We start from the raw sequence: 24,563 nt of genomic DNA, 5'->3' as shown, positions 1-24,563 counted from the left end.
AATGTCCACCTTCTGGGCCCAGTGTACTGGCCCAGTTTTAAGGGGGAAGGACAGGAGGGCGAAGCCCGTCCAAAGAGGGTGTTTGCAGAGTGGCTTGCCGCGCCTCCCAATGACAAAATGGAAAATCATCCATGAGACGAGAAATTACTAAACAACCTTTCCGCATAGCTTAAATCAGTCGATCTTCTGCGTAGCAGCAACTGACTTGTTGGGCTCAAACCAGCCGCTAGCTGCATTGAGCCCGAATGTCGGCTTCACGCAATGATCAGCAACTTTGTCAAGATACCGCTGAGCTCAGTCGCAATGCGGCTTCACTACTCTGACCAGTTGATTCACTGTTCGCCACAGGAGTTTTCCCTGCTCACCGACGTAGGGGAATCGGACCGATAACGCTGTATTCTTCGGCAAAACCACCGCAAGTTGGGGCCAAACACCACTGAAACCTTCACTTTCCCTGTATTTTCGCGGTTTATGGGAATTCTTGTGTAGAGATTGGCTAGCTCCGGACTGCGTGCACAGCCATCTTCCACAAAAATACAGCATTCGCCGCATCGGCACCGTGTAATGTCGCGATTCCGTTTAGCATCGGCTGCAGCACCTGATAGCGATTGGGCATGAAACATCTTGCCCGTACCGACACCCAAGCCGAAGCGGCTATTGCTGCGCTGCCTGACGTTCCTGTTCCAAGCGTGAACGCGGACAATCCGGCACGCTTGCTGCTGCGTTGTCCAGCAGCGGCACCAACACCATTGGTGTCCTCGCCTGCGCTGGCGGAGAGGGTGCGTGTTGCCGAGGTCCGCATCAAGGACGAACGGAGTCGTATGGGGTTGGGCAGCTTCAAGGCCTTGGGTGCGGCTTACGTGATTGCCTGCGATGCAGAAGAGGGAGTTGCGGCTGGGCGAACTTACGTGACTGCCAGCGCAGGCAATCACGGCTTGTCAGTCGCGGCGGGTGCGCAAGCCTTCGGTGCGAAGGCAGTTATTTATCTTGCCGAAACTGTGCCCGAGGCGTTTGCCGACCGCCTCCGCAGTTTTGATGCGGGTGTCCGGCGCCACGGCCCGGTCTACGAGGACAGTATGGCCGAAGCGGCGCGTGCCGCAGATGCAAACGGGTGGACACTTCTGTCCGACAGTTCATGGCCCGACTACTTCGACATTCCGCATCGGCTGATGGAAGGGTACACCGTGTTGATGCAGGAAACCGTTGCGGCCATGGATGCGCCTACCCACATCTTCCTGCAGGCAGGCGTTGGCGGGCTGGCCGCAGCCTGTGCGGCATATGCGAGAGAAGCGTGGGGACAAACACCCCGGATCATCGTGGTGGAACCTGACGTGGCTCCCGCCCTGTTCGCTTCGATACAAGCGGGCGCGCCACAAGTGACAGAGGGCCCAAGTTCAGACATGGGTCGGCTCGATTGCAAGGAGCCGTCACTGATCGCGCTTAAGGGGTTGGCTCGAGATGCAAATGACTATGTTCTGATTTCGGAGAATGAAGGTGCCTTCGGCAGCGCAGTATCGGCCGAAGTTGGTTTGGCATCTACACCCTCAGGTGCGGCTGGGCTTTCTGCATTGCTGGCGAGCGCGCCACATCGCGATGCATTGGGCCTGACAGATGCGTCACGTGTGCTTCTGATCCTCAGCGAAGAGACCTCGGAATGATGACGCCTGCCCGCGGTTTCCCATCTGCCGAATTCGCAGAACGGACGCGCAAGGCACAGTCGATGATGGAAGTCGCCGGTCTCTCCGCCCTTTTGCTCACGACAGAGCCGGAGATCAGGTACTACACTGGCTTTCTCACGCGGTTCTGGGAAAGCCCGACCCGCCCATGGTTCGTTGTTCTGCCGTCAAATGGCGCGCCGATCGCCGTCATCCCATCCATTGGCAAACACCTGATGGGACAGACGTGGATCACGGACATTCGGACGTGGCAGGCCCCGGACTATGATGATGACGGCATTGGGCTGTTGGCCGACACGTTGTTGGAACACACGCCCTCCGACGGGAGTGTCGGAATCGCCGATGCGATGGAAAGCCATGTGCGCATGCCTTTGGGCAATCTGGATGCCCTGGAACAAAAGCTCGGGCCGCGCGGGTTGGTGAGTGATGCACAGATCACGCGGCGCTTGCGGCTGGTCAAATCCGAGGCCGAGATTTCGAAAATACGGCATGCGGCACATATCGCGGATTGTGCCTTTGATCGCGTGCCCGAAATCGCCCGAACTGGCATGCCCCTGTCGACTGTGTTTCGCCAGTTCCAGATGCTGTGCCTCGAGGAAGGGGCCGATTGGGTGCCGTATCTGGCCGGGGCGTCAGATCAGGGCGGATATGGCGACGTGATCTCACCTGCGACGGATGCACCTTTGGAGCAGGGTGACGTTCTGATGCTGGACACCGGTCTGGTTCATGATGGTTATTTTTGCGACTTTGATCGCAATTTCAGCATCGGCAAGCCGAGTACCGAGGTACGGAATACCCACGCGCAATTGATCGATGCCACGCAAGCGGGGTTTGAAACTGCCCGTCCGGGCGCCGTGATCTCGGACGTTTTTCACGCAATGAACAGCGTCGTCAACCCGGGAGGCGATGCGATGGAGGCCGGACGGTTGGGACATGGGTTGGGCATGCAGCTGACCGAATGGCCGTCGATCATCCCGGCGGATCACACTCCACTTGCGCCGGGCATGGTGCTCACACTGGAACCTTCGGTGACTATGGGCAATGGACGCATCATGGTGCACGAGGAAAATATTGTAGTGCGGGAAACCGGCGCGGAATGGCTCTCCTCGCCCCAAGGTCACTCCATTCGGGTACTGGAATGAGCGTCCCCTACACCATCGACGACGCGCGCCCCACACAGCTTGGACTGATCGTCCTGCAGGCGGATGAGACGATTGAGCAAGATATGCGCGTCCTGATGCACAGGGATGTCGAATACATGGTCAGCAGGGTGCCATCCGGCACGTCCGTGACCCCAGATACATTGCGCGACATGGCCGGCGCCCTGACTGATGCCGCAACATTGCTGCCACGTGGCGCAAAGATGGCCTGCGTCGCCTATGCTTGCACCTCTGGCACGGCTGAAATCGGGGCAGACAATATCGCCAATCTCGTGCAAGCGGGCGTAGATACGCCCCACGTAACCGATCCAGTCACCGCACTGATCGCCGCCTGTCGGCATCTGGGCATCACACGCCTTGGCCTGTTAAGCCCGTATATCGAAAGCGTGTCAGACACGTTGCGCACCGTTCTGGCCGAAGCCGGGATAAACGTTGTGGTCTTTGCCAGCTTCGATGAACCCATCGAAGAACGGGTGGTCCGCATCACGGCACAATCGCTCATCGATGCGGCGCAAGACCTTGGCTCAGGCACAGAAATGGATGCTCTGTTTCTGTCCTGCACCAACCTGCGCACACTGACCGCTATCCCGACGATTGAAGCCACGCGCGACATGCCGGTCCTGTCCAGTAACCTTGTGTTGGCCTGGCACATGGCACAACTGGCGCAAGCGCCACTTGCGCCAAATCTGCCCTTCCGGCTGGTCACTCAGGCGTCCACGTTGGCCGGGTCATCCCGATAAACGTGTCCCCGACCCCACCAGCGACATTGCGATCCACCACATCGCGCAGCGTTTCTGTCCGATTGATCGCACGCCATCCCGGTCCGGAGAACGTCGAGCGTTTGAACACATGGCGCGACAACAATGGGTTGGTCAGTGCTTGACTAAATGCGTCAAGCGCCACGAATTTGAGAACAAGACTGGGCAACGGGCTGTTCGGCACACGATCTTCGCAGAAAAGACCCACATGAAAATCCACATCGCGCGGACTGTCGTAGAACTTGCACAGCAAACCGGCGACTTCCGGGTCCGATGAAATCGCTTCAAAATTCGCAGGCCGACGCTGGCTCATGTAGTCGCAATAATCGGAAAAGCTGGCCAGTTCGCAGTCGCGGTCCTGCTTGATCGACGCGATCTCGATATGCAGGAGGTGTTCGGCGGTGTTGCAAGGCCCCAACTCGGCCGCTTGCGTGTCGCTGATCCCCGAAAATGCAGACATCAGGCCATTGTCGATCAGGAGCGCATTGTTCATAAACGTGCTGTGTACCGGGCGTTTTTCATTCCCCCATTTCAGGGTATCCGGGATCAGCGCATGCCAGCGATACAGCAGGCTGAATTCGGTCGTAATCCAGTTCGGTTTGTTCCACGGCGCATCCCAAGCAACGGACGGATCGGCGCGCAGACTGAAGGGCAGCGGAGAGATGTGGTTGATGTAATCCTCAACCACAATCTTGATGAACATGACGATCACTGCATTGCGCGCCGTCTCGAACACGCGGTCGTCGTCCCAATCTGGGTAGTCCGCTTCAATCTCGGCCGCGAGGCGGTTGTGTTCGCGCAGGAACAAGGTGTTCAGCATGGCGACCTGTGGAACCGAGTTTGCGCGGTCGCCACCAAAGGCAAAGATGGTCGCACGGCGCGTGTCATCCAGCGTGCTCTGACCTAACGGTGGGTCGAGAACTTCAAACCGTGGATCGACCTTGTCACCTTTGTAAAGGAATGGCGCGTACTCCTCGCCATTGATCATTTGCGACGCCAAACGGCCCCTACGGCCCTTTTCCTCGGACCGGAGACGCAAGGCCAAGGTCTGCGCACGGGTGCGCCCATAGAGCGGGCAAAGGTCAATCTCGTGGTTTGATGTGTTGCGTTTCAGGCGGTGGCTGGGGTCTTCGCCCTCTGGGACCAAGTCTTCGGATTCAGTGCGGATAAATCCATCTGTCAAATACTGTGCAAAGGCCGGAAACAGGCATGTCGACTTGGGACACATACGCTGTTTGCCGTCCTTGCGCCGAAACAGGGCGGCCAAGGCCTCGGGATCTGGGGCATTGGCACGGGGACGTGGCGGCAGGTGCCGCCCGCTCCAACGGCGATCCGTCAGCCCGCCCCACCAGACATAGTCACGCTCGGTACTCAGCGGATGCGGGCGCGGCCGGGCGCGATTTACGACACGATTGATCGCCCATCGATTGGCGAGTTTGGCCGTGAGCGGAATGGCTTCGATAACCGAAAAGATCGCTTTTTGGACGGAATACGGAAGAAATGACATGGCGTGCTCAATGATCAAAAGAATGAAATTAATGCCGCAAGCATCCGCCAAAGTTGCGCGCAATGCTAGGCTAAGTTGTGGCTTGTGGTGAATTTGGCGTCATCACGCATGTCGAGTGCACACGGACTGTGTAAATTTGTGGACTCAAAAGCACTCGCTTTGGCTTACTAGTTTTGCGTGAACAGGTTGATCCGCATCCTGCGAACCCTACGTGAGGTATTGGCGCGCAGATCAGACCACAGTACCGGGACAGTTCTCATGAAGAATTTGGCGTCACTCTCCTTCATTTTGCTCTTGGTTTTTGGAACCGCAACGACAGCGCAACAAGGCCCGCCCACCGTGACGGCGGCAAAACCCGTCGTTAAGACAATTGTCGAAGATGACGAGTTTGTCGGCCGTTTCGAAGCGAGATCCGAAGTGGACCTGAGGTCGCGTGTCTCCGGATACCTTGAAGAAGTTCATTTCAAGGAGGGCAGCCAGGTCGAAGCGGGGCAACTTTTGTTCACAATTGACCAGCGCCAATTCCAGACCGCCCTAAGACAGGCGCAAGCCCGCATTGATGTCGCCGAAGCAACATATGAGTTTGCGACTGAGCAGTTGGAGCGGGCACAGGCGCTGATAGGGAATGGCACTATCCCGCAGAGTGTTCTGGATGAACGACGCGAGGCTTATCTGGCTGCGCAAGGCGCCCTGGAAGAGGCCCGTGCCGCGCTGGAACTCGCCCAACTGGATCTGGAGTTTTCAGAGATACGCGCACCGATGTCCGGGCGGATCGACCGGTCGCTGATTGATCCCGGCAACCTGGTTTCTGCGGACCAGACCGTGCTGACTTCTATCGTTTCAAACGATCCGATTTATTTCGTGTTCGACATTGATGAACGCTATTTCCTCGCCTACGCGCGGGATGCACGCGCGCGCGGCACTGCCCTGCAAGAAGGCGGCGGCGCGTTGGAGGTCAAGGTGACGCTGTCGGATGCAAAGATCCCGCCTCAAACCGGCTACCTTGATTTCTCGGAGAACAGGATTGATGCCGAAACTGGGACGATGCGCGTCCGCGCGGTTCTGGAAAACCCGGATGAATTGCTAACCCCCGGATTGTTTGGGCGTGTGAATGTGCCGGGATCACTACCTTATGAAGGTATCCTGATCCCTGACAGGGCAATCGTCGCAGATCAAAACCGACGATTGGTGATGACCATAGATGCTGATGGTGTGGTGACCCCGCTGCCCATTCGCCCCGGCCCCGGACTGGATGGGTACCGCGTTGTGCGCGAAGGCATGGATGGGACCGAAACGATCGTGATCGATGGTCTGGTGACCGCCCGTCCGGGCATGACGGTAAACCCCGAGATAGTCGAACTGCCACTGATCGCGGAGAACTGATATGGGCCGCTTCTTTGTCAGCCGCCCGATCTTTGCCGTCGTCGTTTCCGTGATCATGACGATTGTCGGCCTGATTTCTTACTACCAGTTGCCGATTGAGCAATACCCGGAAATTGCCCCTCCCTCGATCGTGGTGCGCGCCTCGTATCCGGGGGCAGATGCAACAACCATCGCCAACACGGTAGCAACGCCGCTTGAGCAAGAAATCAACGGTGTTGAGGACATGCTGTACATGTCCTCGTACGCGACGGCCGACGGCACGATGAGCCTGACCATCACCTTTGAGCTGGGCGCTGATCTGGATACCGCGCAGGTGCTGGTGCAAAACCGGGTCGCCATCGCCGAGCCTCGCCTGCCGCAAGAGGTGCGTGCGCTGGGTGTGACCACAACCAAGTCGTCGCCAGACCTGATGATGGTTGTGCATATGCTGTCGCCAGACGCGACTTTTGATCAGCTTTATGTGTCGAACTATGCTCGCGCGCGGGTGCGGGACAGGCTGGTGCGTCTGGATGGCGTGGGCGATCTGATCATCTTTGGCGAACGCGAGTTTTCGGCACGGGTCTGGCTGGACCCAGACAAGTTGGCCTCACTCAGTCTTACGGCGAGCGACGTGGTTGATGCGCTTAGAGAACAGAATGTTCAAGTATCTGGTGGCTCGCTTGGCGCCCCTCCAAACACGGCAGACAATGCCTTTCAGGTGTCGATCACGACCCAAGGTCGATTGGAAGATCCAAGGGAATTTGGCCGCGTCATCGTAAAGGCCTCTGACTCTGGTCGCGTTGTGCGCGTCCGTGACGTAGCTCGGGTCGAGATCGGTGCCAGATCCTACGTCACCAACTCCTATCTCAACAACAAACCCGCCGTGGCGCTTGGCATTTTCCAACGGCCCGGTTCGAACGCGCTGGCCACTGCAGACGAGATACGCGCGACGATGAACGAACTGGCGGAAGACTTCCCTGATGGGCTGGAATACCAGGTCGTCTACAATCCAACCGAGTTCATCAGCGCCTCAATCGACGCGGTCTACAAAACACTGTTTGAAGCTGTGTTGTTGGTTGTCATCGTGATCATCGTTTTCCTGCAAAGTTGGCGCACGGCCCTCATACCGCTTCTTGCCATACCGGTGTCACTGATCGGGACATTCGCGGTGATGCTGGCGCTTGGCTACACGTTGAACCTTCTGACACTGTTCGGGCTGATCCTCGCCATCGGCATTGTGGTGGATGATGCAATCGTGGTGGTGGAAAACGTCGAGCGGAACATCCGAAACGGCATGACCCCCCGGCAGGCATCCGCCCGGTCGATGGACGAGGTGCAAAGTGCCATCATCGGGACAACACTTGTTTTGATCGCGGTTTTTGTCCCGGCCGCGCTGGTGCCCGGGATCACTGGACAATTCTACAGGCAGTTCGCCGTCACCATCTCGGTGGCAACCGTGATCTCAAGCATCAATTCACTCAGCCTGTCCCCCGCTCTTGCCGCAATTTTTCTGAAACCGAATACCAACTCACTGTCGCGCAATCCGCTGTCGCAACTCGGGGTTTTGTTTGCGAACACCTTCAACGGCGGACTTGATTTCGTGACCCGCGGTTATGCCGCCGTTGTCCGGGTGCTGGTTAGCACGTGGGGCATGATCGCGGTTGCAGTTGTCGCCTTTGCCGGCCTTTTGGGTACCGCATGGTGGATCAATGAACAGGTGCCAACAGGTTTCATCCCGGACGCGGACCAAGGCTATGCCATCGTTGTCGTGCAATTGCCCGAAGGGGCGTCGCTGGACCGGACAGACGCGGTTATGAAGCAAGCCACCGAGATTGCCCTTGAAACACCAGGGGTCACAAATGCCGTGGCATTCGCCGGTTTCTCGGGGGCCACGTTCACCAATGCCAGCAACCAAGGGGTCATCTTCACAACCTTCGCGCCGTTCGAAGAACGTCTGGAAACCGGGTTGGATGCCAACGCCATCGTGGGTCAGTTGTTCGGACGTATGCAGGTGATCCGAGAGGCGTTCATCATCGCCATCGCACCGCCAGCCGTTCGAGGTGTCGGTACCGGTGGCGGCTTCAAGTTGCAGCTGCAGGACACTGAAAGTGCGGATATGCGCCGGGTGCTGAACAGTGCCTACGCTATAATGGGCGCATCCCAGCAATCGGACAAAGTGGCCGGTGTGTTCACAACATTCTCGGCCAGCTCGCCCCAAGTCTATCTCGAGATTGACCGCGTGCGGGCACAAATGCTGAACGTGCCAATTGGAGCGATCTTCGAAACCCTGTCGATCAATCTTGGCTCTGCCTATGTAAATGACTTCAACGCCTTTGGCCGCTTGTTCCAAGTGCGGGCGCAAGCCGATCAGCAGTTCCGGTTGGATGAGGAAGATATCCGGACGCTGCGCGTGCGCACCGCAACAGGCGCGCTTGTACCCTTGGGAACATTGGTATCGGTGGTGGAGACAGCAGGCCCGGCGCTGGTGCAGCGCTATAACCAACTGGTATCTGTCCCGATCCAAGGCAGTGCCGTCCCCGGTGTTTCCACAGGTGACGCGCTGATCGCGATGGAGGAGTTAGCTGAACAACTGCTGCCGCCGGGTGTGGATTACGAGTGGACCGAGTTGGCGTTGCAGGAACGCAATCAGGGTGACACGGCAACCTACATCTTTGCTTTCTCGGTTCTGTTTGCATTCCTCTTTCTTGCAGCCCTTTACGAAAGCTGGGTCTTGCCGCTCGCCATCATTCTCGTCGTGCCCCTTGCGGTCTTGTCGGCGTTGTCCGGTGTGATGCTACGCGGCATGGACAACAACATTCTGACGCAGGTGGGGTTGATCGTGTTGGTGGGCCTGTCAGCCAAAAACGCGATCCTAATCGTGGAATTCGCCAAACAAGCGCAGGAAGAAAAAGGGATGTCGCCCATCGACGCGGCGGTTGATGCATGCCGCCTGCGTTTGCGTCCTATCCTGATGACTGCCTTTGCCTTCATCCTTGGCGTGGTGCCGCTAATGATCGCCACCGGACCCGGATCCGAGATGCGACAAGCCCTGGGCACCGCCGTGTTCTTCGGGATGTCGGGTGTGACCTTCCTTGGCCTGTTCTTCACGCCGGTGTTCTACGTCGCCCTGCGCCGCATCTTCCCAGGACGGACAAAGGATGTTGAAAGCGCGAAACCAGTGTCAGACCCGACACCCGGCTAGGGTTGCGCTTGCCGCATGGCGTGCGGGGTTTGACCGAAAGCCGTTTTGAAGGCCCGCGTCATCGCGCTGGCATTCTCGTACCCGCATCTGCCCGCGATTTCCGACACGGGCAGATCAGTGTCCTGCACAAGGCGCAGAACGGCGTTCAGGCGCAATCGCCGGTATACTGCCGCCGGAGTCGCCGCCATCGCGGCTTTCATGCGATGTTCCAGTGTTTTCTGCGTACAGCCAACACGGCGCGCAATCTCGGGAATGGGAAGTGGGCTCTCGATATGGTCTTGCATCAGCGCGACAGCCCGGCCAACCGTCCGCCCCGGCGCGCGGACCGGAAGTGCCGGCACCGTGTCACGCGACATGAAAAGCTGTGCAACCTCCATGGAAACCAGCGGTCCATGCGCGGAGGCGATCAGGCTACTGGCCAAATCAAAGGCCGCCATGGCACCTGAACAGGTGACCCGATCACCATCAATAACATAGCGCTGACGCACAGAATCCACATCCGGGAATGCCTCCGAAAAAGCATCGAGCATGTCCCAGTGAATCGTTGCTTGATAGCCATCCAGAAGCCCGGCCCGCCCCAACAGCCAGCTTCCCGTGTCAAAACCACCCAGAACCGGGTATCGCCGTGCGGCGCTGCGAACGGTGCCTATGACACGGTCACGATCCAATGCGCGAATGCCATAGGACGGCATAAGCATCAGCGCTGTACCGTCCGCCTTTGCCAAAGCGTCATGAGGTGCAATTTGCAATCCACTTGAGCTGGACACAGGCGTGCCGTCCAGTGTGAAAAACCGCCATTGATAGACCGTTCGCCGCAAGAACCCGTTGGCTGCCCGCAGCGGCTCAATGAAATTCGCAAGGCAATGGTTCGAAAACTGATCAAACAGAACGATGTCCACATGCTGCATCGCGTCATGGATTTTCGACCATTCTTGCATGATAAACGCCTAACACTGCACGCTCTTGTTTCACAAGCCGCGCTCTGATCCAGCAATCACAACAGGGAACATGCCGATGCAGTTTGGTCTCACCGAAGAACAGGAGATGATTGTCTCGACCGTTCGCAGCTTTGTCGAGAACGAGATTTACCCGCACGAAACCGAGGTCGAGCGCACCGGGCATGTTCCAATCGAGCTTGGGGAAGAGATCAAGCGCAAGGTCATCGACATGGGGTTCTATGCCTGCAACTTTCCAGAAGAAGTTGGCGGCGCGGGCCTCAACCACATGGATTTCACACTGGTCGAGCGTGAGTTGGGGCGTGGATCAATGGCGCTTACCCATTTCTTTGGCCGCCCGCAAAACATCCTGATGGCCTGCAATGACGAACAGCGCGAGCGCTACCTGCTACCTGCTGTACGGGGGGAGCGGATGGATGCGCTTGCTATGACCGAACCCGATGCGGGATCGGACGTGCGCGGCATGAAATGCACAGCTGTCCGTGACGGCGGGGATTGGATGATCAATGGGTCCAAACACTTCATCTCGGGTGCCGAACATGCCGATTTTTTCATCGTGTTCATCGCGACCGGCGTTGATGACACGCCCAAAGGCCCGAAAAAGCGGATCACCACGTTCCTCGTGGATCGGGGTATGCCGGGGTTCGAGGTACGCGATGGATACAACTCGGTCAGCCACAAGGGGTACAAGAACTGCATCCTGTACTTCGATGATTGTCGCCTGCCCGATACGCAGGTTCTGGGTGAAGTCGATGGCGGCTTTGCCGTCATGAACGAATGGCTTTACGCCACGCGCCTGACAGTCGCCGCCTTTAGCGTGGGCCGTGCGCGCCGGTGCTTTGACTATGCCCTGAACTACGCAGCAGATCGCAAGCAGTTCGGCCAGCCCATCGGCAAGTTCCAGGGTGTCAGTTTCCAAATCGCGGACATGATTACCGAGATTGACGCCGCGGACTGGCTAACCCTCGCTGCCGCGTGGCGACTGGATCAAGGGCTGCCGTCGAACCGCGAGATCGCTTCGGCCAAGCTCTACGCCTCCGAAGCCTTGGCGCGCGTGACGGACACCACATTGCAGATCTACGGCGGCATGGGCCTGATGGACGATTTCCCGATCGAGCGGTTCTGGCGCGATGCGCGGGTTGAACGCATCTGGGACGGCACGAGCGAAATCCAACGTCACATCATCAGCCGCGATCTGTTGCGGCCCTTGGGGGCCTGAACTTGGTTTCGTATGAGCAAGGCCCATCCGACCGCGGCGAAGGGTCAGTCCCTCACACTCCACGGGCTTCTTTTCGAACGGAGAAGAAGAATCTCTCGCGACTGTTGCGTCCCAAAACCATTGCCATTGTCGGCGGTGGCCAGTGGTGCGCGTCCGTTATCGAACAGGCCGAGCGCTTCGGTTTTGACGGTGCAATCTGGCCGGTGCACCCGACAAAGCCAATGTTAGCAAACCACGGCGCTTTCCCATCGATCAAAGAATTGCCTGCGGCCCCTGATGCCACATTCATCGGCGTGAACCGCACTGCGACCGTTGACGTTGTGTCCGCCCTGTCCCGCCTTGATGCGGGCGGGGCCGTTTGTTTCGCCTCGGGCTTCGCGGAAGCAAAGGTCGAGGACGAAAGCGCTGCTGACTTGCAGAAACGGTTGGTTCGCGCGGCGGGCGACATGCCCATCCTTGGCCCGAACTGCTACGGTTTCGTCAACGCACTGGACCAGGCCGTTCTTTGGCCGGACCAGCACGGGTGCACGCCGGTAGACAGCGGTGTTGCCATCCTCACCCAGAGTTCAAACATCGCGATAAATCTGACGATGCAACAACGGGCATTGCCGATCGCCTATGCCATCACCTCAGGGAACATGGCGCAAACGAGCCAAGCCGAAATCGCGCTGTCATTGCTTGATGATCAACGCGTCACTGCCATCGGACTGCATATTGAAGGCTTCGGTGATCTGCGCCAGTGGGAAGCTTTGGCCGCAAAGGCATATGACCACGGCGTTCCAATGGTCGCATTGAAAGTGGGCGCGTCAGACCAGGCTCGGCAAGCAGCCATTTCTCACACCGCGTCCTTGGCCGGATCGGATGCGGGCGCGCAGGCTTTTCTCGACCGTCTGGGCATTGCGCGCGTCACCGCTCTGCCCGACTTTCTGGAAACCCTGAAACTGCTGCATCTCCACGGCCCGATGTCAGGAAACGGGATTGCCTCCATCAGCTGTTCGGGTGGTGAGGCCAGCTTGATCGCAGACATGGCGCTGGACACAGACCTGACGTTCCCGGCCCTGACCGACGAACAACAAACCAAGCTGCGCGCATCCCTCGGTCCCATGGTCGCGCTCGCAAACCCATTGGACTACCACACGTATATCTGGCGGGACTCCGACACGATGGCCGATGCCTGGTCAGCCATGACTGGCGAGGGGATAAATATGACCCTGTCGATCGTGGACTACCCATCAACCGATCACTCTGATTGGAACTGCGCAACTGATGCCGCTTTGAAAGTACGTGCGAACACCAAAGCACCCTTTGGCGTCGTGGCCACCCTGCCGGAACTGATGCCTGACCAGACGGCACGGCAACTGGCCGAAGGCGGCATCGTTCCCTTTTTTGGTCTGCGAGAAGCACTGGCCGCCATTGACGCCGCACACCACATTCACGCACCACATGCGTCGCCGGTTTATGAGCCCGGCAAGTCAGAAGCGACCGTAACTCTGACCGAGGTCGAGGCGAAGGCCGTGCTTGCACAGCATGGATTACACGTTCCCAACAATCGTCTTGTCCCAGCCAGAAACGTTGAGCATGAAGCCAGCGACCTCGACGGGCCTCTGGTTATCAAGGGCGTCGGGCTGGCGCACAAGACAGAAGCAAATGCTGTCCATCTCAACGTTGCGATGCCTGACATTGGCACCGTCGCCGATAGCATTGGAACCGAGAGCATCCTGATCGAGGAAATGGTGACGGATGGTGTCGCAGAGTTGCTGGTTGGGATTGTTCGCGATCCAGCGCATGGGTTTGTCTTGACACTTGGCGCAGGCGGAGTGCTTACGGAGCTGATGCAAGATACGCAATCGCTGCTCTTGCCCGTCACTGAGACAGACATTGATACTGCTCTGTCACATTTGCGTTGTGCCGCCCTGCTGCACGGCTATCGCGGCAAGCCACCTGCTAATTGGACCACAATCCGCGACGCTGTACTCGCGATACAATCCTACGTCCTTGCACATGCTGAAACTGTCAGCGAGGTTGAAGTGAACCCGCTGATCTGTACCCCGACACGCGCCGTCGCCGTTGATACGCTGATACGAAAGGCCTGAGCCATGAGCCCCATAAAAATAAGGCGCGAAGGCGCGATACTGGAAGTCACATTGGACCGCCCCAAGGCCAACGCCATCGACCTCGCGACCAGCCGGATCATGGGCGAAACCTTTCTGGCGTTTCGCGATGATCCCGAGTTGCGCGTCGCAATCATTACAGGCACAGGGGAAAAGTTCTTTTCCCCTGGTTGGGATCTCAAGGCAGCCGCTGACGGGGATGCGGTAGATGGTGACTATGGCGTCGGGGGCTTTGGCGGCTTGCAGGAATTGCGTGGTCTCAACAAGCCAGTTATCGCGGCAGTGAACGGCATTGCCTGTGGTGGGGGCCTGGAATTGGCATTGAGTGCGGACATGATCTTGGCCGCCGACCATGCAACATTTGCCTTGCCGGAAATCCGGTCCGGCACCGTTGCTGATGCAGCCAGTATCAAACTTCCCAAGCGCATCCCGTACCACATTGCCATGGAACTGTTGTTGACCGGCCGCTGGTTCGATGCCGAAGAGGGGCATCGCTGGGGATTGATAAACGAAGTTGTCCCCGCGGGGACACTTTTGGATCGCGCCTGGGAACTGGCACACTTGATCGCGTCAGGCCCGCCGCTTGTCTATGCAGCGATCAAGGAAGTCGTGCGCGATGCTGAGGATTCCAAGTTCCAAGACGCCATGAACCGCATCACCAATAGCCAGTTGCCGACCGTCGAAACACTGTACCGATCCGAAGATCAGCTAGAGGGTGCCCGTGCCTTTGCAGAGAAGCGTGACCCGGTTTGGAAAGGTCGCTAGGGGCGGATCCGGGGGTCGACGGGCAAGCCACTTGGGACGGTCTCTGGCACACCAAGCCTATCATCATTCGCAGTTTCGCCTGTCAGGGCATGGAGTAACGCGACGATCTGATCGACTTCACCATTGGTCAGGGGATTGGCCTCAATCTCAACGGCGGCGCGTTGACGGGCCATTTCCCGGCTGTCTTGCCAGACCATGAAATCAATCGCTGCAAGCCATGGGACGGGCGGCAGGGCTGCGGTCTGGGGTGTCCATTTGTCCAATGATGTCAGGGGGTCCAAGTGGTGCCGCACGATCCCTTCCAGCGTTGGGTATGCGCCGTTGTGTCCATAGGGGGCAGTCAGCGCAACGTTTCTGAGCATTGGCGTTTTGAAGGCATAGGCATCTTCGAGCGCATCGCTTTCCCCCATCCGTCCAACATCTCGCACCATCGGATCAAAGCGGCGCGTGCGACCGGGGCCGAAAGGCGGCAAACCCAGAGCATGGAACGCCTGATCCGTCATCAGCGGGCCGCTATGGCAGGTGCTGCACTTCGCCTTACCGTAGAATAGCTCAAGCCCCTGTTTCTGTTGCGTGTTCAAGGCCTCGGCGTCACCTGCAATATAGGCGTCGAAAGGGCTGTCAAAACTGGTCCATTCCCAAATCATGAACGCGCTGAGCGCGTTTGCGATATCGGCAATCGTGATGTCGCTGCCGGTCGTGATATGGTTATAGGCTTCCGTGAATCCCTCCGCGTAAGCAGGGATGTGACGGACCCGATCCGCGAGGATCGGCCATGCGTAGTCCATACGCTGGTGGATGGCGCCTGCAACCTCGTTTTCCTTGGGGTTTCCGGCCATTTCAAACTGCGCGACCAGTGGGAAAATTGCTTGTGCTGCCAACAGGTTATTCAAACCTTCGGGCAACCACTCCTCGGCCGGGGAGTTGAAGTCATTCTCGTAAGTGTCTGCAACGCTGAGACGCCCATCGTGGAAGATGGTGTGCAGATCCTTGGCCCCGAGGTTCCACAGTCCGGGCGCATTGCGGGGGATGCGTTTGCGGATGCGGTCATCGCCCGTCCCAGCAGTGCGTTGAGGACCCAAACCTTCGCCCCCTTCACCGATGCCGAGGCTTAGCCCATCGGCGGTACCAAGGTCCGGGTGATGGCAGGTGGAACAGGCGATGTTGCGGTTGCCCGACAGGATGCGATCATAGAACAGAAGCTGGCCGAGTTTGGCTTGCGCCGGGTCCACGGCGATGAAATCATCCGGCCCAAGAGGACGCGGTACGCCGTCGGCAAAAGCGGGCGTCGCGGCGAGGAGGATGAGATGCGCAAACTTGCGATAGCCCTTGTTTTTATGGCCTTTCCGTTTGGTTTTGCCGCCGTTCCGGCGGGGGCCGAGATCGAGGAAGCGCGCGACCTGATGGAGGCCGGCGCGTACAAAGCGGCCTATGATGCGTTGTGGCCTGCGGCCCGGTCGGGCAATGCGGATGCCGAGGAACTGATCGGTGTCATGTACGCCCTGGGCCTTGGGGTCGAGCGCGACGACGAGCGAGCCTTTGAGTGGTATTTGCGGTCCTCGATGAAGGGGCATCCGGGCGCGCAGTCCGGTGTCGGATGGTATTACGAGGTGGGTCGCGGGATGCCTGCGCCGGACCTTGTCCGCGCCTATATGTGGTACACGTTGAGCGCCATTGGCGGTGACCCCGACGCGGCGATTTCGCTGGAAGAGGTGGTCAAGAAAATGACTCAAGATCAGATTGATCGGGCGCATATTCTGGTCGCTGATTACAAGGTCTGGATGTATCCGTTCCGGTGAGTTTGGCACCGGATTTCGGACTTGGGAAGCCTGATCACCGTACGGTCGCGTTAACGCTGCGTTCGACGATTAAATTCAAGTAAAACGCGCATTTTACGGGAAAAAGTGCACAGTTTGTCACAGGACATCCGGGCCGTTTTCAGCCCCCTGTTCACAACCTGCATATTTTGGGGCCGAAACTGCGCATTTTGAATGGCCGCTGGACGTTAACACCCGGTTCAGAATTGGATGGCGTTAAGGTTTGAAGGCGGCCTTTCACTTTTTGTTAGGGTGTGGCGGGGTGAAACCCCGCCTTACCGTCAGCTTGCTGCCGCAGCACTGTAACCTTCGGCCACCTGTGCCATCGATTGCGCGAAAGGACCCGGGCCATAGCTGGCACGTGCAACCCCCAGCGAGGCTACCTCGGCAATTGAACCAAGGGCACCGCGCATCATCACGTTGACCGGCAGGGACGATGCATCACAGATGTCGCGGATCATGCCATGATCGGTCAGACCGGGGATGAAGAAACCGCTGGCTCCGGCCTCGGCATAGGCGGCGCCGCGTTCTTTCGCTTCGGCCACATGGGTGGCGTGCGTGTCGGGCTTGGATTTCAGGAACACATCAGTGCGGGCGTTGATGAAGAGCGGCACACCCGCCGCATCGGCAGCGGCGCGTATCGCCTTGATCCGGGCAGCTTGTGTATCGATGGGATGGAGGTCGGCGCTGCCGACCACCTGATCCTCGAAATTGATGCCGATGGCGCCGGTGCCGATCAGGGCCGTGATGTTCGCGGCAAGCGGTTCGGGATCGACGGCGTAGCCCCCTTCGAAGTCGATGCTGACCGGCAGGTCCGTGCTGTTGACGATGCGGGTGGCGATGGCCAGCAGGTCATCAAGCGGGATGTTTTCACCGTCGGGGTAGCCCTGCGCCTCGGCCACGGACCAGCTGCCGGTGGCGATGGCCTTTGCTCCCGCCTGCGTCATGGCCTTGGCGGTGCCAGCGTCCCAGATGTTGTAGATCACCACGGGTGTGCCGGGCACGTGGAGGGCGGCGAAGGCAGTGGCTTTGTTGAGTTGGGACATGTCGGGACCTTTTGCGTGACTGAGAGACACCTCCAGCATTGCCCGCACACCCGGCGGGAGCAAGGGGCTGTGACCTGTATACGTATGGGACAGGTGGTTTGGTTTCCGACGCTTCGGACTTGGTTCAAGCCCTTTGGTGGGGGGCCGGGCCGTCCATGGTGGGAGCGTCAGAACGCCGCCCGGCACTCATCGACACAAAGAACGACGGAAACACCGTCTATGCCCGTTTGACTTGTATCCAAGCACTCGGAGGAAACCATGAAGACACTCGGCATCACGCTTGTTCTTGCGTTTTTAACCGGCGGTGCGACTCAGGCGCACGTTACCATTACCGTGGACGGGGATCAGCGCTGTATAACATCCGATGGTGTCCCCGAGCACGATACGGGCACATGGCGGGCCGGGGCCACCGTGGAAGAGCAGGATCACAGGTTTTGCATGGATTCGACGCCAGAGCTGACCGACACCATTACCCGAAATGCGCGGATTTCCGGCATCACACTGACAGGCATTCCGATGCGCCCCGGCACCGCAGAATATTACGATCCCACTTCTGAACGCGGTTATTCAAGCGATCCGTCTGCGGGATGGAATTTAGAAGGCATGGGCGGGCTCATCATGGATGAACAGAACGCGCATGTGGACGGTAGCGGGATGTACCACTATCACGGAATTCCCTCTGCCGTGACGGACGCGCTGGACGGCACGCTTTTTGGCTATGCTGCCGACGGGTTCGAAATCCACTACATGGGTGACCAGATGCAATCGTCCTGGCAGCTGAGCGCACATCCGGTCCAAGTGGCGCGCATGATGGCACCTATGTGCAGGACTACGAATTTATTGAGGGTTCTGGAACACTCGATGAATGCAACGGTGCCATGATCGACGGGCAGTATGTCTATTTCGCGACCGAGACCTACCCGTTCTTCCCGCGTTGTTTCGAAGGAACGGTGTCGGGCGATTTCGTCGGTGGGTGTCGGGACCGGCCCTCGCGCGGGAACGGAGGCTGAAAAGAGTATGCCACTTGAGCCGTTGCAGCACATTCGTATTTTTACCGACTGAGGATGTCGCAAAAAGGCCGCCCCTGACAGGGACGGCCCGTTCGCAACGCGGATCTTGATCCGCTTTAGTTCAGGTCAGCATCCCGTGCCGCGTTTACATCTGCCTCGGCGGCAGCGACCGCTTCTTGCAGAGCCGTCAAGATCTCGCCACCCCGTGCCACGTTGCCAACGAACCAGTCGTTGACTGGCGCAGCCGCCTCGGCGAAGGCTGCTTTCTGGGCAGGTGTAGGCACATAAAGATCACCGCCACCGGCAACGAAGTCTTCGTAGGCCTGGATCGACTTGCGCTTGGGCGAGGCGAAGGTTGCCTGTTGCAGTGCATAGAAGCCGTCGACCACGACGCGGCGCATGTCTTCGGGCATGGCGAGGAACTTTTCGTTCGACATCCACCACAGCGCGCCCATGTAGGCGTGACCATCCAGCGTCACGTATTGCAGGCCCGCGTCGGGGAACTTCATACCCATGATGTCGGTGATGCCATTTTTGGAACCTTCCACAACGCCCGTCTGGAACGAGGTGAAGAGTTCCGGCCACGGGATCGGGGTTGGGGACGCGCCCAGGGCCTTGACCAGCTCTTGGGGCAGGTCCGCGACCACGGTACGGATTTTCAGGCCTTCCATGTCCGATGGTTCTGCCACACGGCGTTGCGTGTTGGCGAAGTTGCGCCAGCCGCCGGTGTTGCCGATTGTCATCAAGCGGATCGCGCCGCCGGAATCCTCAAGCGCCATGTCACGCATTTTGCGGGTGAAGTCGCCCGACAGGACGTGTTCGGCGATGCGGTCGTCGGCCATCAGGTAAGGTAGGTCGAGCACCTGCACGTAAGGAAAGATGCCCGAGGCGCCGCCCGAGGTGGAGATGTAGACGTCAATCGTGCCGTCAGCCACGCCTTGCAGGCATTCCGCGCCGTTCGAGCAGAGTTGCGTGCCGATGAAGAGCTCCACGGCGATGGCGCCGTTGGAGGCTGCTTCGACATAGTTCTTGAACACGATGAGGCCGTCATAATCTTCGTCATTGGTGTTCGAGTTGGCGGTGGCGCGGATCGTGTAGTCCTGCGCCGATGCCATCAGGGCCGAACCGGCGACAAGCGCGGCAGCCGTGAGGGTTTTGAGGGTCGTTTTGAGCATTTGGTTAGGTCCTCCCGTTAAGCTCTAAATTAGTTTGCAAACCCCGTGAGGCGGGGAATGGTCATGGAAATGGCGGGCACGTAAGTGATCAAGAAAATCACCGCGATTTCGATGGCGAGGAAAGGCAGGATCGCCTTGGCGATGGTTTCGACCTTCTCACGACTGACGGCAGCCGCCACAAACAGAACAAGTCCCATCGGCGGTGTTGCCAGCCCCACTGTCAGGTTCACCGACATGATGATCGCAAAGTGGATGGGATCAACGCCAAGGTCCACGAAGATGGGCCCGAGGATGGGCCCTAAGATGATGATCGCGGGGCCTGCGTCAAGGAACATGCCGACGATGAACAGCAGAAGGTTGATCAGGAACAGCAGGACCAACGGGTTTTCCGACAGGGTCAAGATAAAGTCCGCGAGGATTTGTGGTGCGTAGCTGAGCGACACCACCGTCTTGAATGCGAGCGCTGCGCCAACGAGCAACAAGACCACAGCCGAAGTCAGGCCCGCGCGACTGAGGATGTCGGGCAGGTCCTTGAGCGACATGGTGCGCAGGACGAAGAAGGCGACGAAGACGGCGTAGGCCACGGCGACCGCTGCAGCTTCGGTCGGGGTGAAGACGCCGCCGAGGATGCCACCCAGGATCAGCACCGGCGTTTGCAGGGGCACAATGGCGCGTTTGCAGATGGTGCGGAATTCGCTGCTGACTTGGGTGCGCAGGGCCAGCATCAGTGCATGTGCGACAAGGACGGCCACGGCGAATGTGCCCCAGAGGATCAGAGGGGACGTTTCGCCCAAGGGCAGGAAGGCCCAAAGCAGCAGGCCGATGTTCAGGCGCACGAGCGCCCAGGAGACCCAACGCTCAATCGGGCTGAGTTCCACGCCGTCGAACTGCACCTTGTGCGCGGCAGGCAGGTCATAGCGGTCTGCCGTGACGCGGATCATCACCATGAGGCCGACACCGACGAGGATGCCCGGCACAATGCCCGCGAGGAAGAGGGCCGCCACGCTTTCGCCCATGACATAGGCGTAGATGATCATGATGCCAGACGGCGGAATGATCGGGCCGATGACGGATGAGGCCGCCGTGATGGCGGCTGCGTAGCGTCTTGTATAGCCCTCTTTCTCCATCGCGGGGACCAGCATGGAGCCGAGGGCCGAGGTGTCGGCCACAGCGGAGCCGGAGAGGCCCGCGAAGAGGATGGAGGACAGGACGTTCACTTGTGCGAGGCCGCCGCGCAGGTGGCCCATGAGTGCTTGGGAGAACTGGACAAGACGGATCGTGATCCCGCCCTTGTTCATCAACTCACCCGCCAGCATGAAGAACGGGATCGCCATCAGCGGGAAGCTGTCCATGCCGTTGTAAACATTGCGGTAAAGCAGCGTGATGTCGCGTTCCTGCCCGTTCAGGAACAGCAGAATACCCGGCGCCGCGAGCAGGCCGAAAAAGACCGGTAGGCCGATCATCAGGAACAGCAGGAAGAGAGGAAGGAACCAGATCAGCATATCATTCGCTCCCCGCTGCCATATCGCCAAGGTCGAGGTCTGGCAGGCGATCACCGCCGCCCATAAGCTCGACCAGTTTGCGCAGGATCAATTCGACATTGACCATGAGCAGAAGAACTACACCGACAAGCAGTGACAGCATCATCCAGCTGCGTGGCACACGGAACCAGCCATCAAACGTCGGCAGGTAGAGCGACGCGGTGGCGAACTTGCCGCCAAAGCCCGTCACCTCGGAATAGCCGATGGGCAGGGCCACCAGCAGGATCGCGATGGAGATCAGGAGCAGCAACAGCCCCAGGATTGCGGCGGCGGCCCGGGGCAACACGCCCGAGATCATGTCGAGCGCCACGAACCCGCCGCGCCGGAACGCCGTGGGCGCCATGAGGCCGGTCATCCAAAGCATGCAGAAGCGCGCGGCCTCGTCCGGCCAGGGAAGAGCGTTGTTGAACAGATAGCGGGCCACGACCTGAATCAGGATCGCAATGACCATGGCTGCAATCGCCACGATGCCAATGGCACGCCCGATCTTGAGCAAGGTGCCATTCACCCAGCTGATCGGCGCGAGCACCGTCAGTAATAGACCCATGAAGGGCCCTCCCTTTGTCGGTCGCCCGGCGGTTAATCCACCGTGGCCCATTTTCCGCTTTAACCCCGCGGGCGGGTCTTGGCGTCGTTAGTCGACGCTGCCGAACTGGCCGGCAAAGAATGTGAGCGGCTGGCCGTCGCGCATCTCAGTGCGCTGGACCTGGCCCACGATAATGACGTGGTCGCCCGCGTCATGTGCTGCCACCCTGCGACATTCGAACCGCGCAAGGCAATGATCAATAAGGGGAACGCCGTCCGCGTTCAGCGTGTGGGCATGGTCGTTCAGCAAGTGAGCATCACGCGCCGCCAGCTTGCAGATGTCATGCTGTTCAGCCGCCAGCACGTGGATCGCATAGTGGTCCGCTGCCTCGAAATAGGGAAAGCGCCTTGCGCCCCTGTCAACCGACCAAAGCACCAGCGCCGGGTCGAGCGAAACGGACGAAAAGCTGTTGGCGATGATGGCCACCGGACCATCCGCGCTGGGGGCCGTGATCATCGTGACGCCGGTGGCAAACTTGCCGAAGGCGTCGCGCAGTTGGCGGCTGGAATTGGCGTCAGGTGAAAACACAGTAGGTTGGCTCAGCGTTTGCATTGTCATCAGGCCACCTCGTGTCCCAGAGCCGCCTCATAAAGGCGGAACCATGTGGGCCGGTCGAGCGACACCTTTGCAGCATCGCCGATCTTTTTGATCCGGTCGATGTTATTTGTGCCCATCACCGGAATGATATTTGCAGGGTGTGCCAAGAGAAACGCAGTCGCGACCGCGGCGCGGTCCACGCCTTGGGCACTGGCAATCTCATCCATGACGTTGTGCAGCTTTTCACTGCCCGTCATCAGGCCACCGCCACCCAGCGGTGACCACGCCATGAGCAGTTGACCGTGTTGCTGGTGGAAGGCCAGATCGCCGTTGGTGAACGGATTGATTTCGCTGAGCGAGATTTCGATCTGGTTGGTGACCAGCTGCGTTTTCATGCCCGATTGCAGCAGCGTCCAATCCCATGGACGGAAGTTCGACACACCCACGCTGCCGACCTTGCCGCTCGCGACCGCCTCGTCCAGTGCAGCCCCTGTTTCGTGGTGATCCATGAACGGGTCGGGGCGGTGAATCAGCAGCAGGTCGATATGATCAACGGCCATGTCCCGCAGCGAGTTTTCGATGCTCTGCATGATGTGGGCGCGGGAGGTGTCGTAGTATTTAGCCGGCGCATCGGCGTAGCGGCCCACGGGTGCCACGATATCGCATTTGGTCACGATCTCCATTTTGCTGCGCAGGCCGCTATCGGCCTTGAGCGCTTCGCCCAGCACAGCCTCGGCCACGTAGCCGCCGTAGATGTCGGCCTGATCGAATGTGGTGATCCCCTGATCAAGACACGCGTGGATCTTGGCCTGCACATGGCCCACGGACGTGTCGCTGTCATCGGCCAGGCGCCACATGCCATAGACGATGCGCGAAAAGTTCAGAGTGTCGGATAGTTGGACGCGGTCCATTAGCGGCGCTCTCCTGCAGCAAGGGGTGTTGCGGGTGCGGCGGATGGCACCCGACCATAAGCATGGGGCAATGAGCAGGTTTTCAAGTGCGGCATCACGCGCGCGCCGAAGTGTTTCGCTTCTTCCAAGTGTGGGTAGCCAGAGAAGATAAAGGCCCGGATGCCCATTTTCTTATAGTCTTCGATTTTCGACATGACCTGGTCGGTGGAGCCGACCAGTGCCGCGCCACAGCCTGACCGCGCCCGGCCCACGCCGGTCCAGAGGTTGGGTTCGACATAACCGAACTTGTCCGCCAGTTCGCGCGCCTTGGCTTGGTGGGCAACGCCAAGCGAGGTGGAATCCAGCGCTCGGTCGCGGATCAGCTGGCCGTATTCGTCATCGAGCTTGGACACGATGTAATCGGCGTATTCGCGTGCTTCTGCTTCGGTATCCCGCACGATCATGTGCACGCGCAGGCCGTAGTCGAGCGTGCGATTGTATTTCTCGGCAACCGCGTTCACGTCGCGCATCCGCTGGGCGATGTTCTCCTTGGGCTCGGGCCACATCAGGTAAACGTCGCAGTGCTGGCCGCAGAGTTCGAGCGCGGAGGGTGAATAGCCCCCGAAGTAGAGCAGCGGGCCGCCTGTCTGATAAGGGCGCACTGGATCGGTGGTAAGGCCCTGGAAATTATAAACCTCGCCCTCGTAGCTAATTTCGTCCCGTGTCCAGGCCTGCTTCAGGATTTCGACGACTTCGCGAGAGCGTTGGTAGCGGTATTCGCTGTCCGCTTTTTCGCCGGGGAAGTCGGAGGAGATGATGTTTACCGTCAGCCGCCCTTCGAGCATGTGGTCAAGCGTGGCGATGGTGCGGGCAAGCATGATGGGCTGCACTTCACCGCAGCGGACCGCCGCAAGCAGGTTGATCTTGGACGTGATCGGCGCGCAGCCCGCAACGAAGGACAACGTGTCCTGCCCCACCTGATAGGAGGAGGGGCAGAGGATGTTGCGGAAGCCTTGTGCCTCGGCCTCTTTTACGATGTCAGAGCAATGCGCCCAGCTTGAGCGCAAGCCGCCATCGGGCACCCCGAGAAACTGATAATCATCCGAGCACAACGCCGAGAACCACGACACTTCGGCCGCATCAAGGTCAGGAGATGTGATTGGGACAATGGTCATCAGCGCACTTTCCGTTCGGGTCAACTTGGCACTTGCGTAACACTGTCATTGATGTAGATCAATGGTGTAT

21 protein-coding genes are annotated in these 24,563 nt (G+C 59.0%); 11 read left to right on the top strand and 10 right to left on the bottom strand.

What is annotated here, in order from left to right; all coding sequences use genetic code 11:
• The first annotated feature begins 614 nt into the window (after window positions 1-614).
• From AC6RA8_RS02980 to AC6RA8_RS02970, 3 genes are read left to right on the top strand one after another with little or no spacing between them, the layout of a single operon-like run.
• The gene (locus AC6RA8_RS02980) at window positions 615-1,658 is read left to right on the top strand and encodes a pyridoxal-phosphate dependent enzyme (RefSeq protein WP_500350640.1); all 1,044 of its coding nucleotides are present in this window, start codon (window positions 615-617) and stop codon (window positions 1,656-1,658) included.
• Window positions 1,658-2,818 (top strand): M24 family metallopeptidase, encoded by a 1,161-nt coding sequence (locus AC6RA8_RS02975; RefSeq protein WP_500350643.1) that lies wholly within the window; start codon window positions 1,658-1,660, stop codon window positions 2,816-2,818. Before AC6RA8_RS02980 ends, AC6RA8_RS02975 begins: the two co-directional genes overlap by 1 nt.
• Window positions 2,815-3,576 carry a maleate cis-trans isomerase family protein gene (locus AC6RA8_RS02970; protein WP_500350639.1) on the top strand — a complete coding sequence of 254 codons (762 nt, stop codon included), beginning with the start codon at window positions 2,815-2,817 and terminating at the stop codon, window positions 3,574-3,576. The genes AC6RA8_RS02975 and AC6RA8_RS02970 overlap by 4 nt, the downstream gene beginning before the upstream one ends.
• On the opposite strand, the gene AC6RA8_RS02965 is transcribed toward AC6RA8_RS02970, so the two are convergent.
• A complete protein-coding gene (locus AC6RA8_RS02965) occupies window positions 3,539-5,101 on the bottom strand; it encodes a peroxidase family protein (protein WP_500350638.1) in 1,563 nt (520 codons plus the stop codon). The two genes, AC6RA8_RS02970 and AC6RA8_RS02965, sit on opposite strands and share 38 nt — an antisense overlap.
• A gap of 258 nt (window positions 5,102-5,359) precedes the next feature.
• Here AC6RA8_RS02965 and AC6RA8_RS02960 point away from each other — a divergent pair, with 258 nt between their 5' ends.
• Together AC6RA8_RS02960 and AC6RA8_RS02955 are read left to right on the top strand one after the other, a co-directional pair.
• Window positions 5,360-6,484 (top strand): efflux RND transporter periplasmic adaptor subunit, encoded by a 1,125-nt coding sequence (locus tag AC6RA8_RS02960; protein WP_500350637.1) that lies wholly within the window; start codon window positions 5,360-5,362, stop codon window positions 6,482-6,484.
• A gap of 1 nt (window position 6,485) precedes the next feature.
• On the top strand, window positions 6,486-9,665 hold the full coding sequence (locus AC6RA8_RS02955; protein WP_500350636.1) for an efflux RND transporter permease subunit: 3,180 nt from the start codon (window positions 6,486-6,488) through the stop codon (window positions 9,663-9,665).
• Here the strand turns inward: AC6RA8_RS02955 and AC6RA8_RS02950 are convergent.
• Window positions 9,662-10,603, bottom strand: a complete 942-nt coding sequence (locus AC6RA8_RS02950; protein ID WP_500350635.1) for a GlxA family transcriptional regulator — start codon at window positions 10,601-10,603, stop codon at window positions 9,662-9,664. The two genes, AC6RA8_RS02955 and AC6RA8_RS02950, sit on opposite strands and share 4 nt — an antisense overlap.
• A gap of 76 nt (window positions 10,604-10,679) precedes the next feature.
• Here AC6RA8_RS02950 and AC6RA8_RS02945 point away from each other — a divergent pair, with 76 nt between their 5' ends.
• From AC6RA8_RS02945 to AC6RA8_RS02935, 3 genes are all read left to right on the top strand, one after another.
• Complete coding sequence (locus AC6RA8_RS02945; protein ID WP_500350634.1) at window positions 10,680-11,840, top strand: acyl-CoA dehydrogenase family protein; 1,161 nt, start codon at window positions 10,680-10,682, stop codon at window positions 11,838-11,840.
• Between the two features lie 101 nt (window positions 11,841-11,941).
• The gene (locus tag AC6RA8_RS02940; protein WP_500350642.1) at window positions 11,942-13,933 is read left to right on the top strand and encodes an acetate--CoA ligase family protein; all 1,992 of its coding nucleotides are present in this window, start codon (window positions 11,942-11,944) and stop codon (window positions 13,931-13,933) included.
• 3 nt (window positions 13,934-13,936) lie between these two features.
• Window positions 13,937-14,716, top strand: a complete 780-nt coding sequence (locus AC6RA8_RS02935; protein ID WP_500350633.1) for a carnitinyl-CoA dehydratase — start codon at window positions 13,937-13,939, stop codon at window positions 14,714-14,716.
• On the opposite strand, the gene AC6RA8_RS02930 is transcribed toward AC6RA8_RS02935, so the two are convergent.
• Window positions 14,713-16,020 (bottom strand): cytochrome-c peroxidase, encoded by a 1,308-nt coding sequence (locus tag AC6RA8_RS02930; protein ID WP_500350641.1) that lies wholly within the window; start codon window positions 16,018-16,020, stop codon window positions 14,713-14,715. The two genes, AC6RA8_RS02935 and AC6RA8_RS02930, sit on opposite strands and share 4 nt — an antisense overlap.
• 33 nt (window positions 16,021-16,053) lie before the next feature.
• On the opposite strand from AC6RA8_RS02930, the gene AC6RA8_RS02925 reads away from it, so the two are divergent.
• Window positions 16,054-16,515, top strand: a complete 462-nt coding sequence (locus AC6RA8_RS02925; RefSeq protein ID WP_500350632.1) for a tetratricopeptide repeat protein — start codon at window positions 16,054-16,056, stop codon at window positions 16,513-16,515.
• A 299-nt stretch (window positions 16,516-16,814) separates the two neighbouring features.
• Here AC6RA8_RS02925 and AC6RA8_RS02920 read toward each other — a convergent pair whose 3' ends face one another.
• Window positions 16,815-17,579, bottom strand: a complete 765-nt coding sequence (locus AC6RA8_RS02920; RefSeq protein WP_500350631.1) for an isocitrate lyase/PEP mutase family protein — start codon at window positions 17,577-17,579, stop codon at window positions 16,815-16,817.
• Between the two features lie 258 nt (window positions 17,580-17,837).
• Between AC6RA8_RS02920 and AC6RA8_RS02915 the strand changes: the two genes are divergently transcribed.
• Both AC6RA8_RS02915 and AC6RA8_RS02910 read left to right on the top strand, forming a co-directional pair.
• Window positions 17,838-18,461, top strand: a complete 624-nt coding sequence (locus AC6RA8_RS02915) for a YHYH protein (RefSeq protein WP_500350630.1) — start codon at window positions 17,838-17,840, stop codon at window positions 18,459-18,461.
• Complete coding sequence (locus AC6RA8_RS02910; RefSeq protein WP_500350629.1) at window positions 18,401-18,589, top strand: YHYH protein; 189 nt, start codon at window positions 18,401-18,403, stop codon at window positions 18,587-18,589. Before AC6RA8_RS02915 ends, AC6RA8_RS02910 begins: the two co-directional genes overlap by 61 nt.
• 116 nt (window positions 18,590-18,705) lie before the next feature.
• Here AC6RA8_RS02910 and AC6RA8_RS02905 read toward each other — a convergent pair whose 3' ends face one another.
• The 6 genes from AC6RA8_RS02905 to AC6RA8_RS02880 form a co-directional block, all read right to left on the bottom strand.
• Window positions 18,706-19,764, bottom strand: a complete 1,059-nt coding sequence (locus AC6RA8_RS02905) for a TRAP transporter substrate-binding protein (RefSeq protein WP_500350628.1) — start codon at window positions 19,762-19,764, stop codon at window positions 18,706-18,708.
• 29 nt (window positions 19,765-19,793) lie between these two features.
• Entirely contained in the window at window positions 19,794-21,266 is a 1,473-nt protein-coding gene (locus AC6RA8_RS02900; RefSeq protein WP_500350627.1) for a TRAP transporter large permease, read from the bottom strand.
• A gap of 1 nt (window position 21,267) precedes the next feature.
• Window positions 21,268-21,852, bottom strand: coding sequence for a TRAP transporter small permease (locus AC6RA8_RS02895; protein WP_500350626.1), 585 nt, complete (start codon window positions 21,850-21,852; stop codon window positions 21,268-21,270).
• A gap of 87 nt (window positions 21,853-21,939) precedes the next feature.
• A complete protein-coding gene (locus tag AC6RA8_RS02890; protein ID WP_500350625.1) occupies window positions 21,940-22,449 on the bottom strand; it encodes a flavin reductase family protein in 510 nt (169 codons plus the stop codon).
• A complete protein-coding gene (locus tag AC6RA8_RS02885; RefSeq protein WP_500350624.1) occupies window positions 22,449-23,339 on the bottom strand; it encodes an aldo/keto reductase in 891 nt (296 codons plus the stop codon). The genes AC6RA8_RS02890 and AC6RA8_RS02885 overlap by 1 nt, the downstream gene beginning before the upstream one ends.
• Window positions 23,339-24,493, bottom strand: coding sequence for an LLM class flavin-dependent oxidoreductase (locus tag AC6RA8_RS02880; RefSeq protein ID WP_500350623.1), 1,155 nt, complete (start codon window positions 24,491-24,493; stop codon window positions 23,339-23,341). Before AC6RA8_RS02880 ends, AC6RA8_RS02885 begins: the two co-directional genes overlap by 1 nt.
• Window positions 24,494-24,563: the final 70 nt, after the last annotated feature.

This window comes from Tateyamaria sp. (assembly GCF_059783535.1).
The sequence above is the reverse complement of the archived record's forward strand: the minus strand, read 5'-3'. Positions and strand labels throughout refer to the sequence as shown.

Coding starts and splice junctions, on each gene's coding strand:
- AC6RA8_RS02980 (WP_500350640.1), top strand. CDS start 615: ATGAAACATCTTGCCCGTACCGACACCCAAGCCGAAGCGGCTATTGCT.
- AC6RA8_RS02975 (WP_500350643.1), top strand. CDS start 1,658: ATGACGCCTGCCCGCGGTTTCCCATCTGCCGAATTCGCAGAACGGACG.
- AC6RA8_RS02970 (WP_500350639.1), top strand. CDS start 2,815: ATGAGCGTCCCCTACACCATCGACGACGCGCGCCCCACACAGCTTGGA.
- AC6RA8_RS02965 (WP_500350638.1), bottom strand. CDS start 5,101: ATGTCATTTCTTCCGTATTCCGTCCAAAAAGCGATCTTTTCGGTTATC.
- AC6RA8_RS02960 (WP_500350637.1), top strand. CDS start 5,360: ATGAAGAATTTGGCGTCACTCTCCTTCATTTTGCTCTTGGTTTTTGGA.
- AC6RA8_RS02955 (WP_500350636.1), top strand. CDS start 6,486: ATGGGCCGCTTCTTTGTCAGCCGCCCGATCTTTGCCGTCGTCGTTTCC.
- AC6RA8_RS02950 (WP_500350635.1), bottom strand. CDS start 10,603: ATGCAAGAATGGTCGAAAATCCATGACGCGATGCAGCATGTGGACATC.
- AC6RA8_RS02945 (WP_500350634.1), top strand. CDS start 10,680: ATGCAGTTTGGTCTCACCGAAGAACAGGAGATGATTGTCTCGACCGTT.
- AC6RA8_RS02935 (WP_500350633.1), top strand. CDS start 13,937: ATGAGCCCCATAAAAATAAGGCGCGAAGGCGCGATACTGGAAGTCACA.
- AC6RA8_RS02925 (WP_500350632.1), top strand. CDS start 16,054: ATGGCCTTTCCGTTTGGTTTTGCCGCCGTTCCGGCGGGGGCCGAGATC.
- AC6RA8_RS02920 (WP_500350631.1), bottom strand. CDS start 17,579: ATGTCCCAACTCAACAAAGCCACTGCCTTCGCCGCCCTCCACGTGCCC.
- AC6RA8_RS02915 (WP_500350630.1), top strand. CDS start 17,838: ATGAAGACACTCGGCATCACGCTTGTTCTTGCGTTTTTAACCGGCGGT.
- AC6RA8_RS02905 (WP_500350628.1), bottom strand. CDS start 19,764: ATGCTCAAAACGACCCTCAAAACCCTCACGGCTGCCGCGCTTGTCGCC.
- AC6RA8_RS02900 (WP_500350627.1), bottom strand. CDS start 21,266: ATGCTGATCTGGTTCCTTCCTCTCTTCCTGCTGTTCCTGATGATCGGC.
- AC6RA8_RS02895 (WP_500350626.1), bottom strand. CDS start 21,852: ATGGGTCTATTACTGACGGTGCTCGCGCCGATCAGCTGGGTGAATGGC.
- AC6RA8_RS02890 (WP_500350625.1), bottom strand. CDS start 22,449: ATGACAATGCAAACGCTGAGCCAACCTACTGTGTTTTCACCTGACGCC.
- AC6RA8_RS02885 (WP_500350624.1), bottom strand. CDS start 23,339: ATGGACCGCGTCCAACTATCCGACACTCTGAACTTTTCGCGCATCGTC.
- AC6RA8_RS02880 (WP_500350623.1), bottom strand. CDS start 24,493: ATGACCATTGTCCCAATCACATCTCCTGACCTTGATGCGGCCGAAGTG.